The sequence below is a fragment of the Flavobacterium sp. Root901 genome (assembly GCF_001429765.1).
GTDB lineage: Bacteria > Bacteroidota > Bacteroidia > Flavobacteriales > Flavobacteriaceae > Flavobacterium.
Genome location: NZ_LMJB01000007.1, coordinates 98,977 through 112,002, shown reverse-complemented (window position 1 = coordinate 112,002; position 13,026 = coordinate 98,977). Strand labels below are relative to the sequence as shown.

Annotated in this window: 13 protein-coding genes; 3 read left to right on the top strand and 10 right to left on the bottom strand. The window is 33.2% G+C overall.

What is annotated here, in order from left to right:
* Positions 1 to 240: 240 nt before the first annotated feature.
* Entirely contained in the window at positions 241 to 1,212 is a 972-nt protein-coding gene (locus ASE21_RS13970) for a hydrogen peroxide-inducible genes activator (RefSeq protein WP_057123302.1), read from the top strand.
* A gap of 164 nt (positions 1,213 to 1,376) precedes the next feature.
* Here ASE21_RS13970 and ASE21_RS13965 read toward each other — a convergent pair whose 3' ends face one another.
* Both ASE21_RS13965 and ASE21_RS13960 read right to left on the bottom strand, forming a co-directional pair.
* Positions 1,377 to 2,147, bottom strand: a complete 771-nt coding sequence (locus ASE21_RS13965) for an alpha/beta hydrolase (protein ID WP_057123301.1) — start codon at positions 2,145 to 2,147, stop codon at positions 1,377 to 1,379.
* A gap of 104 nt (positions 2,148 to 2,251) precedes the next feature.
* Positions 2,252 to 2,668, bottom strand: coding sequence for an OsmC family protein (locus ASE21_RS13960; RefSeq protein ID WP_057123300.1), 417 nt, complete (start codon positions 2,666 to 2,668; stop codon positions 2,252 to 2,254).
* A gap of 361 nt (positions 2,669 to 3,029) precedes the next feature.
* Between ASE21_RS13960 and ASE21_RS13955 the strand changes: the two genes are divergently transcribed.
* Both ASE21_RS13955 and ASE21_RS21970 read left to right on the top strand, forming a co-directional pair.
* Positions 3,030 to 5,486, top strand: coding sequence for a hypothetical protein (locus tag ASE21_RS13955; RefSeq protein WP_057123299.1), 2,457 nt, complete (start codon positions 3,030 to 3,032; stop codon positions 5,484 to 5,486).
* Positions 5,487 to 5,688: 202 nt separating this feature from the next.
* Positions 5,689 to 5,829, top strand: a complete 141-nt coding sequence (locus ASE21_RS21970; RefSeq protein ID WP_199858510.1) for a hypothetical protein — start codon at positions 5,689 to 5,691, stop codon at positions 5,827 to 5,829.
* A gap of 139 nt (positions 5,830 to 5,968) precedes the next feature.
* On the opposite strand, the gene ASE21_RS13950 is transcribed toward ASE21_RS21970, so the two are convergent.
* The 8 genes from ASE21_RS13950 to ASE21_RS13915 form a co-directional block, all read right to left on the bottom strand.
* On the bottom strand, positions 5,969 to 7,546 hold the full coding sequence (locus ASE21_RS13950) for an AAA family ATPase (protein ID WP_057123298.1): 1,578 nt from the start codon (positions 7,544 to 7,546) through the stop codon (positions 5,969 to 5,971).
* Positions 7,547 to 7,588: 42 nt separating this feature from the next.
* Positions 7,589 to 8,896, bottom strand: coding sequence for a reverse transcriptase/maturase family protein (locus ASE21_RS13945; RefSeq protein WP_262487412.1), 1,308 nt, complete (start codon positions 8,894 to 8,896; stop codon positions 7,589 to 7,591).
* Positions 8,881 to 9,363: a hypothetical protein gene (locus ASE21_RS13940; RefSeq protein WP_057123296.1), complete on the bottom strand. Its 483-nt coding sequence runs from the start codon at positions 9,361 to 9,363 to the stop codon at positions 8,881 to 8,883. Before ASE21_RS13940 ends, ASE21_RS13945 begins: the two co-directional genes overlap by 16 nt.
* A 137-nt stretch (positions 9,364 to 9,500) precedes the next feature.
* Positions 9,501 to 10,526 carry a BT4734/BF3469 family protein gene (locus ASE21_RS13935; protein WP_057123295.1) on the bottom strand — a complete coding sequence of 342 codons (1,026 nt, stop codon included), beginning with the start codon at positions 10,524 to 10,526 and terminating at the stop codon, positions 9,501 to 9,503.
* A gap of 237 nt (positions 10,527 to 10,763) precedes the next feature.
* Positions 10,764 to 11,168 carry a response regulator gene (locus tag ASE21_RS13930; protein WP_057123294.1) on the bottom strand — a complete coding sequence of 135 codons (405 nt, stop codon included), beginning with the start codon at positions 11,166 to 11,168 and terminating at the stop codon, positions 10,764 to 10,766.
* 1 nt (position 11,169) lies between these two features.
* The gene (locus ASE21_RS13925) at positions 11,170 to 12,426 is read right to left on the bottom strand and encodes a sensor histidine kinase (protein WP_057123293.1); all 1,257 of its coding nucleotides are present in this window, start codon (positions 12,424 to 12,426) and stop codon (positions 11,170 to 11,172) included.
* A 3-nt stretch (positions 12,427 to 12,429) separates the two neighbouring features.
* Entirely contained in the window at positions 12,430 to 12,726 is a 297-nt protein-coding gene (locus ASE21_RS13920) for a circadian clock KaiB family protein (protein WP_057123292.1), read from the bottom strand.
* 3 nt (positions 12,727 to 12,729) lie between these two features.
* Positions 12,730 to 13,023 (bottom strand): circadian clock KaiB family protein, encoded by a 294-nt coding sequence (locus ASE21_RS13915; protein WP_053474503.1) that lies wholly within the window; start codon positions 13,021 to 13,023, stop codon positions 12,730 to 12,732.
* Positions 13,024 to 13,026 lie beyond the last annotated feature (3 nt).

Here is a 13,026-nt window from a genome sequence, read left to right as displayed (position 1 = left end):
TAAACCCAATATGCTCCAAAAACAAATACCATTTGAATTTACCTCACTCCCAGATACCATTTTATATATGTACGATAAATTGTATATTTCTGGTTTTAGAATTAAGAGCTTTTGTAAAACTTTAACATAGTGGTTTTAATTCATTAGATTATATTATTTTTCAATCACACAAAAACGAACCATCTGTAAAAGGAAAAAAACTTAGTACCTTAGCGTCTCAGTATTTCAGAAACGACATCAATGACTATTCAGCAGTTAAAATATATAGTGGCCTTAGACGACGAAAGGCATTTTGCAAGAGCAGCCGAAGTCTGTATGGTAACACAGCCTGGATTGACAATTCAGTTAAAAAACCTCGAAGAAGAAATCGGGATTAAGATTTTTGATCGTAATAAAGTGCCTTTAACGCCAACCATTCTCGGAACTGAGATTATCAATAAAGCCAGAAAAATTCTCCGTGAAGCAGATGAAATTCGGGATTTTGTGGTAAATGAAAAAAATCTTCTGGAAGGAGAATTGAAATTAGGAATTATTTCCACTCTGTCACCGTATCTTATTCCATTGTTTATTAATGCAATGAAAGAAGCCGCTCCAAAAGTACATTTTACAATTAAAGAAGGCTACACGGGACATTTAATGAGGGATTTAGAAATTGGGGCGATAGATGTTGCGATTATGGCTACACCCACCGGAAACCCTAATTTGATTGAACATGTTATTTTTAAAGAGCCGTTTGTAGCTTATTTAAATCAGGGACATCCATTGGCTGGGGAAGAGTTTTATGAACTTCAGCCCGGAGATAAAACAGAATTGTTATTACTTCATCATGAATATTGTTACAATGCACAGCTTCTCGATATCTGCGGATTAAAAACATCAGATAAAATTAAAGAACAGTTTACGTATGATATCAATTCGATAGAGACTTTAAAAAACCTTGTTCGTGCGCATTTAGGATTTGCGATTATTCCACAGCTTTCTATTTTAAATGAAGCACAATCAGGACTTTTTAAACCTTTTAAAGAACCGGTTCCTGTCCGTGAAATCAGCTTAGTTGTTTCAGATTCTTTTTCAAAAAAACTATTATTGGAAAAAATGAATGAAGCCATCTGGAACTGTCTTCCCGAAGCACTAAAAAAAGACTTTGCCTACAGAAAAATACGCTGGAACGATTCGCCTTATTTTGTAAAAGCGATTAGTAAGGTTTCTTAAAATTAAATTCTAATAAATAAAAATTCCAAATTCCATATCTTGTTAAGACTTGGGATTTGGAATTTTTTATGACTTAATTTTAATCCCGGTTTTTGGAATTTATGTGGAGTTTTGTCATTTCGACTTACATCGAAATGACAAGATTATAATGAGCTAATAATTAATTATTTTTTAGAAGCTTCAATAATTACATTGGCAACTTTTTGAGGCTGAGAAATAAAAACCACATGGCTTCCTTTTATTTCAGTAATTTTTGTGTTAGAACGTTTGTACATTGCATATTGTATACTTGGTGTAATACTTTTATCTTCAGTAGCTACGATTCCGTAAGATGGTTTAGTTCTCCATGCTGCTTTTGTAATTGGCGTTCCAAAACCTTGTGCATAAAAAGCACCTTGCGAAGCAAACATAAAATCAGCGTCTTCTTTGCTTAAATCACCTGCAAAACCAGCGTGAAATTTAGCTTTATCATAATAAGCAATTCCTTTGTCATCTGGAGGCAATACACCGTTTTCAGGAGCTGGAGGAGCTGTTTGCAACCATTGAACAGAGTTTTCGCCATTATCAGGCTGTAAAGCCGCAACATAAACCAAAGCCGCAACTTTTGGATGATTTCCGGCTTCTGTAATTACAGTTCCGCCCCATGAATGTCCAACCAGAATTGTTGGCCCGTCTTGTTTGTCTAATGCTAAATTTGTTGCTTTAACATCATCTTCTAAAGAGCTTAAAGGATTCTGAACAATTGTTACATTATACCCTTTTTTAGTTAAAATCTGGTACAAACCTTTCCATCCGGAACCGTCTGCAAAAGCTCCGTGAACTAATACTACGTTTTTAATTTGTGGCGCTGTTTGTGCATTTACATTTGCGGATGTAAATATCAAACTTAAAATTATTGCTGCGAATGCTAAATAGCTTTTAAATATTGTTTTCATTTTATTTTAATTTTAGATTATTGATTGTTTGTTGAAAAATTTAATTTTGAAATTCCAAATTCCAGTTTTCCTTATAGAATTGGAATTTGGATTTTTTCGTATAATTAATTAAGCGTTACAGATAAAGTAATTTCGGTATTTAATAATTTTGAAATAGGACAAATTTGTTTTGCTTTTTGTGCTTTTTGCTGAAAATCTTCTTCAGAGATTCCGGGAACTTTTCCGGTAAGCTCTAACTGAATTAAAGTAATGGTACCGTCTTCAAAAGTTACTTTTGCTGTAGTATCCAAATCTTCAGGTACAAATCCTGCTTCAGAAAGTAAAAAGCTTAACTGCATTGTAAAACATCCTGAGTGTGCCGCTGCGATTAATTCTTCAGGGTTTGTTCCAACACCTTGCTCAAAACGGGTTTTAAATGATAATTGTGCATTATCTAAAGTTGTGCTTTGTGTACTAATGGTTCCTTTTCCTTCCATTCCTGTACCTTTCCAGTTTGCGTTTGCTCTTCTTGTAAATTTCATGATTTCTATTTTTTAAAGTTATTTTTTAAGATGATCAAATCATTTCTTTGATTTTGATGAGACAAAGTTATGTCGATGATGCTTATTGATCAAATTAATAATTTTTTATACTTATAAAAATAATTTATAACTATAAGTTTTACTGGCCTGAGGTAAAAATTTTATGCTGAAATTTTTTTCAGGTTGCATGCAAATGATAAGAATAGAAGTTTCATTTACCTGAATTTTGGTTTCAAGTTACAATTTGAAACCAACTAATGTATTGATTAATAGTTTTATATCTTCTGTGAAATTAATTTTATCCCACCATTTGAAAGATATCCTCAATAAATTTTTAACGAATAACCTAACTTTTAAAGTTATGAAAAAAGCTTTTCTAATAATCATAGTTGGTTTGAGTTCAATTTTGTTCTCCTGCAAAAAAGATAAAGATGCGAATCATGTAAATAAGGAAGAAGCAGAGTCTGTTGCTGCCGACTCTGCATTTGCTGATAACGGCTGGCCGCGTGAAGCTGAAAATAACGGTACAAAACTCGTTTATTATCAGCCTCAGGTAGATAACTGGAAAGATTTTAAAGAAATTACAGCCCGACTGGCTTTTTCCTTAACGCCAAAAGATGGGAAACAAGTGCTGGGCGTAGCTTCTTTAAAAGCAGAAACACTGGTAGATAAGGATAACCGAAGCGCTTATATTAAAAACCTTCAGGTTACGGATGTACGATTTCCGGCTCTCGACAAAAAGAAAGTTCCTGAAATGGAAAAATTGTTTAAAGAAACACTGCCAAAAAGCGGAGATCCGGTTTCTGTAGATCGCATTCTGGCAGATTTAAGTCAGACCAAAAGCCCTGCAAAAGGAATTGTGGCCAGAAACGATCCGCCTGTTATTTTTTACAGTACCAATCCGGCAGTTTTACTGATAGTGCAGGGAGAACCGGTTTTAGTTCCCATAGAAAAAACAGATATTCAATATGTAGTTAATACAAACTGGGATTTGTTTTATGATAAAACTGGAAAAGATTATTATTTACTGGCTGATAATGTCTGGCTGACTTCAAAAAAAATTAACGGCAAATGGAGTAAAACTACTCAGCTTCCTTCGGGATTAATCAATCTTCCTTCAGGACAAAATTTTGATGAGGTTAAAAAAATGATTCCGCCGCCTTCAACCGGAAAAGCACCTGAAGTTTTCTACAGTAATAAACCCGCTGAATTGATTGCCATAAATGGAAGTCCGAAATTCATTAAAATAGCCGGAACTCAATTGATGTACATTGACAATACCGAAAATGATGTTTTTGCCGATGAAACCAACGGAGAATATTATGTTTTACTTTCCGGAAGATGGTTTAAATCTAAAGAATTAACCGGACCGTGGATGTATGCCGGAAATAACCTTCCTGCTGATTTTGCTAAAATTCCTAAAGATTCACCGCGCGCTAATGTATTGGCATCTGTACCCGGAACACAGGAAGCCAATGATGCCGTAATGCTGTCGCAGGTTCCGACAACGGCTATTTTAAAAAAATCTGATGCCGAAGCGAAAGTAAAAGTGACTTACGACGGAACGCCGCAGTTTAAACCTATTGAAGGTACAAAAATGCAATATGCAAGTAATACACAGGAAAAGATTATAAAAGTAGGCGATTTGTATTATTTATGTTTTCAGGCCGTTTGGTTCATGTCTACAAGTCCGAATGGGCCGTGGAAAACAGCAGACTCTGTTCCGAAAGAAATTTATACCATTCCGCCAAGTTCTCCTGTATATAATGTGACTTATGTAACGCAAACCACAACCGATACAACGGTTGAAAGCAACACAACTGCCGGTTATTTTGGAGCTTTTATTATTGGCGCTGCAGTAGGCGCTATATTAACGTATGGAACAGGATACTATTATCCGCCGTATGTTTATTATGGAGGATTATATCCAATTTACCGTCCGTGGCCGTATACGTATGGAGGCGGAGCAGTGTATAATCCGTGGACTGGCGGATGGGCAGCCGGAAGAAGGGTTTACGGACCATATGGTGCTGCCGGAACTTCGGCCTGGTATAATCCGGCAACGGGAAGATACGGACGTTCTGCAAGTGTGCAGGGCTGGTACGGCGGACGTACCGCTGCAAGTACCTATAATCCGTGGACGGGAAATTATGCCAGAACCAATCAGGGACATAATGCTTATGCTCAATGGGGACATTCTGCGGCTACAAACGGCAATCAGTGGGTTCAGACAGGACATGTTACCACCCGACGCGGAACAGCAATTGGTTATGAAACTTCCGGCGGAAACAAAGGTGTAATTACACATCACAGAGGCGGAGGAACGACAATTCATACCAACAATAATGTTTATGCGGGTCACGACGGACATGTGTATAAAAGAGATGCAAACGGAAACTGGAGTCATTACAATAACGGAAATGGCGGCTGGACACAAGCAGGAACTTTAGGTTCGTCAAAAAAATCCGGTGAAGCGATTCAGCGTAATAAACCCAATCAGGGACTTGGTGCAAATGGAGCAGGAGAGCGGATTCAGCGAGATAATCTGCCGAAACCGGAACAAAACATGGGCGGCGAAAACCGATTAGGTGACAGAACCCAGCGTGATAATTTCCCTAAAGAAAATCAAACCCTCGGACAGCCGAATAAACCGCTTGGTGAAGCGGGTCGTCCAGATATTACAAACGATCTCAATCGCTCGGCTTTGTCCAGAGATAGGGGAGAAACACAAACCCGAAACTTTCAAAATTTCCAACATCAAGGCGGTTTTGGCGGTGGAGGCCTTAGAGGCGGCGGTGGTTTTAGAGGAAGAAGATAAAATTAGATTTACAAGGTTAGTTATAAATAGGAGAAATCAGGAATGGTATTGGTAGTATCAGACCTGATTTTTTTGTTAGAAAATAATTCTTTTGGTTATGGTTTTCCATAATACAATGCTGAATTTATTAATGTTATTTGTTTCCAAGAATAGAAAGTTAAACTTCTATTTTAATATAAATGTTTAATTTAAAAATGCATTAATGGAAACAATTGAAGCAATTAAACCTGGTCCAAAACCGAAAAAAGATGATGGATCATTAGATGAAAGAAGGCGTGTGACTCCTGAAAAAAAGAAAGATTACCCGCCTTTAAAAGAACATGATCACAAGCCAAAGGATTAATGAATTTTGATTTCAAGAAAAAAGAGACAGTTTTATGCTGTCTCTTTGCTTTAAGCTTTTTCTTCTTTTTCATTTCCTCGAGCATTTCGCTCATGATAATTTAAAGAAATAAGAATTTTGCTTTCCAAAAATATACGGACTAATCATTTTGTCTTGAAAAAAAATCAATTGTTCTTAATAAAAAATCAGATAAATCATTTTCCAGTTTATGATATTCTGGAGTGGCTATAAATGCATTCCAGCATAGATTTCTAGCATCAGCTTCATCTACTGCTAAACCAAGATTTGCCATTTCTTGAAAAAGGGCATGATGATCAGAATAAATTAGGGCAGTGTTTAATTGCTCATGAGGGTTTGATATCAAATATGAATGTACTAAAAACTTTTCTGGAGCTACATATGGATAAAGAAAAAAAGTGTGTTCATCAGGGTTATTATGATAGGAAGAATAATTAGAATCATCTTTATAATCTCCATCAAAAACACAACAAAACCCCATTTTTAATCTCATTTGTGGATAATTTCTTTTATGACGGATATAATCATTTTTTACTTCGTGTATTGCTCCAGAAATAATTATATTTACTAATCTATCAAAATGCTTTCTTGTTCTATTTATTTGAATTAGAATATTTCTAATAATAAATTCAGCTTCTGTATCTTCACAATATAATTGAACTAATGGATACGCCTTTGAATCCATTTTAGAAAATGCAGTATTTACAGGAATAGAAGAAATTACTTCATATAATCCTGCAGGTATTTTATCTATAAACTTTCTAGACTTTTGAGGAAATGCTGATAAAAGAGAAGGAGAATGTGTTGTAATAATGAATTGCTTTTTATGATGCCATGATATATATTGTATAATATCTGCTAATCTGCGCTGTATGTTTGGATGGATTCCAGCCTCTAATTCATCAATCATTATCAATGAATCAGAAGGAGTTTCAAAAATATCTACCAAAATATTTATTAATGACTCTTCACCAGATGCTGCATTAAAACTTGAGTAAGGATCTAAGCCAGCACCAGTTGGAGTTATTAAATATGCAATTTTATTTATATGTGAGCCTATTCTATAAATTTCAACTGGATTTGGTATTTCAAAAATATAATTAAAGGCATGCTCAATATCTTGATCTAATCTAACTTGTTGAGTTGCGAAAATTTTTCTCATTAAACTATTTGAAAAATTTCTTGCGGGTAATAGCCTTTCTAAATCGATTAAACGCACTTCTTTATCGCGTATTTTGGCATTAATTCGTGTCGAAATGTTACTTGATTTTCCTAGTCCAGTCCAAGATTGACGACCTATTGCTCTCTTGCCTTCGCCTTGCCTATTAGCTGTGCCTACTCTCCAAAATAATTCATAAGAATATCTTTTTGTAGCAGTTTCATATCCAGTAAAAGATAGTACATCCCGCCATGAATGATTTCTTAAAATGGTTTCAGGTTTTGTTGAGTCGTATTTTTGAAAATTTTTATGACTACAAGCGATTAATAATAATAAGCTAGTTTTTCCAATTTTGTTTGTTCCAGAAATAATCGTAATTGGATGATCAAAATTAATATCTAAATTAGTAATATGTCTGAATTCATTGATTTTTAATCTATTTAAAAAATAACGAAAACTATTTCCCGTTCCAGTGAAAACAGTTGGATCGTAACGTAATAAATTAGTTTTAGCAGTATCTAAATTTTGGAGATTTAGCATAGTTAATTTTTTTTATGAATCAATATTGATTTAGATTATTCATTAATTTTGTCTTTCTAATATTTGATAGTAATAACTAAAAGGTTTATTAAATTTTATGATCTCTCTATTTTTCCCTTTTTTAGGCAATAATTCTGGAGTCTTTGTTTCTTTTAATAATCTATAAAATTGTTTGCTACGATTTCTATCTAATTGTTTTATTTGTCTGATTGATTGATTGTTGAAGGTTAGCATTTTAAAACCATTTTTCCAACACATATCAGTCGAAACTTCATCAAAATTATTGAGGCCAATCCGACCAACAGACATTCCAATAAGTCTATTAATAGCAGATTCGGTGACGCTTCCTTTTGATTTCCGCATTCCATTTTTAACTGCGTTTCTTATTTCATTTACTATTGTTTTTTGTTTTTTAAGTTCTTTTTCTAAAGATCTTTTCCGAACTCTTATTTCTCCTAAATAATTAATTTCATAACCGACAAAACCAATCCAGGGAAAAGATTTTTCCCCTACTTCTCCCCATTTATAAGGTCCCTTAGATTTTCCATCCCAAAAGTTTTTATAATTTATGCCTTTTTCAGTAATTGTTGTTAAATTATTTTCATCTTTAAATGGATGAGGAAAGAGTTTTAAATCATATAAAACACCCTCATAAATATTTTTCGCATTTGCGCAATCTTCCATATTATCTGAAATTATTATCATATCATCGCAAAATCTTTGGTATAAAAAATTATTATTACTTAATGCAACATCAGCTTCATTAAGATAAATGTTCGCAATAAGACCAGATAGGGCTCCACCTTGAGGAACACCAATTCTTTCATGATTGATGTCTGGATAGTGAATAGAAATAATATTAGCAACCCAAGAAAATTCACCATTAGGTATTTTATATGATAACCAATATTTTGAATCAGAAGATTTAGGCATATCTATGTTAAATGCAAAACAATTAAGATAGCTTTCAAAAATATTTATAGGAATACTAAGGTCTAAATTATTATGGAGCTTTTGTGATTTTTCAATTAATTTGTAAAAGAGTTTTTTTGCAATTGAATGATTTACGGTATCATAGAACTTTTTCATGTCGCATTCAGCAACATATAAGTTAGATTCCTTATTTTCATTTTTGTATTTTAAAATATCATTAATGCAATCGTGATGAGATAATATTGTGCCTAGATCATTTTTTTTTGATCTAAAAGCATACGAACTATCTTGAAAATGCTCATCAAATAACTGTGTTAAGAATTTATTTGTCGCACTTAGAATAATTCTGTCTTTGAGGCTAAATATACAAATCGGTCTGCATTCATTAAATTCATTTTCCTTTAATTTTCCTTTAATTTTTCTTTCAATTTTGGAAAAATTATTGGTTTTTTTAGAGAATATGATTGATTCTTCGAGAGTTCTTTAATCTCAACTATAAAATCTTGCAAATTTAAAAACCACTGTTCTTTTGTTTCTTTTTTGCCTTGCGCCTTTATAGTTTTCAGTAAAGAATAAAAGTTTTTATCATTAGATGTTAAAAATTCATTTCTACAATTTTGTTTTCTTCTAGAATTTTCACCTAACTTAATCCATCTTTTCCGTGGAGGTAATATTGTCCTAAGAAATATTGTCAAATCATGTTGATATTGATCGAATTCATTACTTGGGGTTTTATTAGCCTTTAAATGATAATTATATTTAGCATCCGAAGTCAATAGATGTAATAAATGCTTTTTAGATTTACTTTTAGCAAGTTTAACACGAATTTTGCAGATTTGTCGTAAAATTTCGTTTTCGGTAAAAAAATCTTCAAACTGTTTCATAAATTAAAGAAAGGGTTTCCTGTAACGTGAATACTCACGTGTGACTATTGATACTGATGTGATACATATTTTGTCTAGAGTCTTTTAAGTTCTCGGGCACTGCAATTCCGTTGATGAGAATGATACTTGCGATGGAATTAATCCTCCGCCTTCGGCACCGCATTTCTTTGATTTTTTGTTTGATAACCTTTTTGATTTGCTAAATAAACTATACTGTTAAAATTTATATCTCCTTTTTTTGTCTCATAGCAATTATTTAAAAAATTTGTAGAATTAGTTTCATTGTATTTAGTTCCATCTAGTGAACTTAATTTTAAAAAATAATTTAAACCAATATCATAAGTAAAGGAATTAGCAATTGCCATTGCTACTTTACACCAGTCATCATAAGAATAGGTTATACTCGCTTTTTTATTTTTTAAATGTCTTATAATGTCAGACATTATTTTTCTATTCGATTGGTTGTTTCTTCCATATGGGTTATATAGTTTATCTTTAGTGGTTAAATAGTTTAATTCTGTTTTTGGATTGCCTTTGGATTTTGTTAATACAATTAAATCCTGATCAGTAATATTAAATTTGTTGAATTCTGATTTGACAATCAATTCCATGTCATATGAAAGAAAGCAAAGTCTTGTAATGTCATTCCCACTTTTATCAAGTTCTATATTATATTTATCTAAAAAGTATTCTGATAATTTTTTAAATGCACTTTTATGTAATTTATCTAAATCAGATTCATTGTCATCGATAATATATTCAATAGAAACCAAACCTTTAAAGCCTTTATTTGAAGGAGATTTCCAAAACGTAACTACATGCTCATCATTTGATAAATGATTATAAACCTCAATTATTTGTTCTGATTGGAGTTTATCAATATCTATTACGATGATTGAATTATAAATTTTTAATTTTTCATTTGTTCTTTTTGAATCAAAAGTTGCACTAAATGTTACTGCTGGTAAATGTTTTTTATAATTGTCATAGTACTCTTTATTACCTTCTTCTAGTTTCTTTCTTAGTATAGTAATTTGTGTTTTATGTTTTTCAGATTTTATTTCTTGTAATACTGTTTGAATTGTTGGCTCATTAGAAATTTCAGACCAAGTATTAATTTGATACGATGCATTCAAGTTTAAAATTTCATTTAGAGTGCTCATATTTATTGATGTTTATGAATTTAGATATCAAATTGTATAGTCCACAAATATTGTATTTTAATTTTTTAAATTTTACGGTAAGCCGTAATTCACTAAAAAAATATTTACAACAAGTATATCAATAATCCAAATTCAAAACAACGAGTATTTCTACGGTATTTTCAAAACCCAATAAAAAAACAAACCCTCAATCATAAAAATGATCAAGGGTTTTAAAATTTTCAAATAAAAATGTCCTTAAGCCTCAATAAAACTCAAAATAGTCTTTGGAATTTCGGCGAAAGCCTCAAAAGAATAAGGTTTTATAAGATAGGCTTTTACACCAAGATCGTCGCATTTTTCTTTGTACGACGGATTTATGCTGGTTGAATAGACAAAGCAGGGAATGTCTTTTAAATCGGAGTTGTTCAGGATTTGCTGTAAAGCTTCGATACCGTCGACAATTGGCATGTTGATATCGGTCAGGATTACATCGGGGTTTTCGTTTGATTTGTCTTTTAGGTAATTAAGCAGTTCTTCACCATTGGTTACAAGGCTCACTTTACCAAAATTGGGGTTTTTACTAAAGGTTTCGCAGATTACATCAGCATCATCATTGTCATCTTCGGCAATTATGATATGTAAATTATTTTTGTGTGGCATTTTATAAAATTGGAAAGTAGAGATTAAATGTCGTTCCTTCATTCAGTTTACTTTCTACGGTAATGTTTCCGGAGTGATTTTCCATAATCTTTTTACATATCGCAAGGCCAATACCGTTTCCTGAATATTCGTTTCGGGCATGCAGGCGCTGAAAAATAGTAAAGATTTTAAGAAGATGGCTCGACTCCATGCCAATTCCGTTGTCTTTAATCTGAATCTTTACAAATTTAGTATTTTGATTTGGCATTTCGGCATTTAAATTTTCCGCCTGATAAATTTCTATTAAAGGCGCCACTGCATCTTTACTGTATTTTATAGCATTTGTTATCAGATTCCCAAATAGCTGGCGAATCTGTACTTTCGAAGCTTTTATAGGAGGAAGCTGTCCTATTATAATTTTAGCTTTTTTGTCTGCAATTATAATTTCCAGATCTTCGATAACTTCAGAAATTATAGCTTTCAGATTAACTTCGGTTCGTTCTTCCTGTGCAGTGTGCGACGAATATTTTACTAAATCATCTACAAGTGAATTAAGACGCAGTGCCGACGATTTTAAAACGTTCATTGATTTGGCATCCGTTTCAGAAAGGTAACTTCCGTCGATTCTGTCATTATGCATTACAATTTTTCGGAGCGGCTCTTTTAAATCGTGCGAAATAACATGAATAAATTCTTCCAGATTAGTATTGATGCGGTTTAATTCCCTGATTTTTTCTTCTAATTCTTCCTGATGACGTATAAGGGCTTCTTCGTGTTTTTTCTTCTCTGTTAAATCGGTTATAACGATTCCAATTGCTTCTACGGCGGGTTCCAGATCGGTTAAAGCGATATAAGCAGGAAAAGTTATTTTGTCATTGTTTGATTTAATAAGGATTTCATGAGTTGCAATTCCGTACCGCAGCGCCTGGATAAGCTGTACAAACTGGCTGGGATTATTAAAATATTCATTTAAATAAGTCCCGACAATCTGCTCTGTGGGAATGCCAACGAGTTCTGAAAAGTAATCATTACAGTATAAAATGAGTCCGTTACGCGAAATACTGAGCGCACCCTGTCGGAACTTTTCAATAAGAAGCCTGTACGTATAATCGGCCGTTTCAAGAGAATAAAGCTGCGGAACTCCGTTGGTGTTTACTACCAGTGCGTCTACATCTCCTTCTTTAATGGCTTCGACTATACTGTTGGCTTCAAAAAGCCGTTCTTTTAATGACGCGATCTGCGTCAATAACGATTCTATATTTTTATCGGTAACCTCCAAATTCTAACTAATATTTAATATTTTTAGTACTTTGTCTTTATCTGATAAATCACCTAAAATGATTCTTTTGGGCTCAGGACTGATCTTTAATAACGTAGGAATTGCTACAATCTGATAAATCAGGGCTTGTTCTTTATCCCGGCTGATGTCTACGATTTCAATTTCGTAATTTCCATTGAGATAAGTATCGCATATACTGCGTAAATTTTCGATTGCATGCCCTGATTTAACAGACATACCTGAAACAAAAAGTTTAAACTTATGTTTGGTTGTACTTGTGCCATCAGATGAATCTTCCATAATTTATGCGTTTATAGGTTTGATATTTAGTCCTACAAGCACTCTTTCCTCGTTAGAAAGATCTCCAATTATTTTACGAATAGGTTCTGGAAATTTCCTTACCAAGGTTGGTACAGCCAAAATTTGGTCGCCTTCTGCCAATTGCGGATTCTTCAGCAAATCGATAATTTCGATGCTGTATTTTCCTTTTAAATGTTCCTCGGCGTACTTTTTTATATTCTCAAGCGCCTTGATCGATTTTGGCGTCTGACCTGCTATATAGAGCAATAATTGCCATTCGGCTACTTCTTTTTTCATTTT

Bases quoted from the DNA above. Each gene is read 5' to 3' on its own strand.
- ASE21_RS13970 (WP_057123302.1), top strand. From the start codon at position 241: ATGACTATTCAGCAGTTAAAATATATAGTGGCCTTAGACGACGAAAGG.
- ASE21_RS13965 (WP_057123301.1), bottom strand. From the start codon at position 2,147: ATGAAAACAATATTTAAAAGCTATTTAGCATTCGCAGCAATAATTTTA.
- ASE21_RS13960 (WP_057123300.1), bottom strand. From the start codon at position 2,668: ATGAAATTTACAAGAAGAGCAAACGCAAACTGGAAAGGTACAGGAATG.
- ASE21_RS13955 (WP_057123299.1), top strand. From the start codon at position 3,030: ATGAAAAAAGCTTTTCTAATAATCATAGTTGGTTTGAGTTCAATTTTG.
- ASE21_RS21970 (WP_199858510.1), top strand. From the start codon at position 5,689: ATGGAAACAATTGAAGCAATTAAACCTGGTCCAAAACCGAAAAAAGAT.
- ASE21_RS13950 (WP_057123298.1), bottom strand. From the start codon at position 7,546: ATGCTAAATCTCCAAAATTTAGATACTGCTAAAACTAATTTATTACGT.
- ASE21_RS13940 (WP_057123296.1), bottom strand. From the start codon at position 9,363: ATGAAACAGTTTGAAGATTTTTTTACCGAAAACGAAATTTTACGACAA.
- ASE21_RS13935 (WP_057123295.1), bottom strand. From the start codon at position 10,526: ATGAGCACTCTAAATGAAATTTTAAACTTGAATGCATCGTATCAAATT.
- ASE21_RS13930 (WP_057123294.1), bottom strand. From the start codon at position 11,168: ATGCCACACAAAAATAATTTACATATCATAATTGCCGAAGATGACAAT.
- ASE21_RS13920 (WP_057123292.1), bottom strand. From the start codon at position 12,726: ATGGAAGATTCATCTGATGGCACAAGTACAACCAAACATAAGTTTAAA.
- ASE21_RS13915 (WP_053474503.1), bottom strand. From the start codon at position 13,023: ATGAAAAAAGAAGTAGCCGAATGGCAATTATTGCTCTATATAGCAGGT.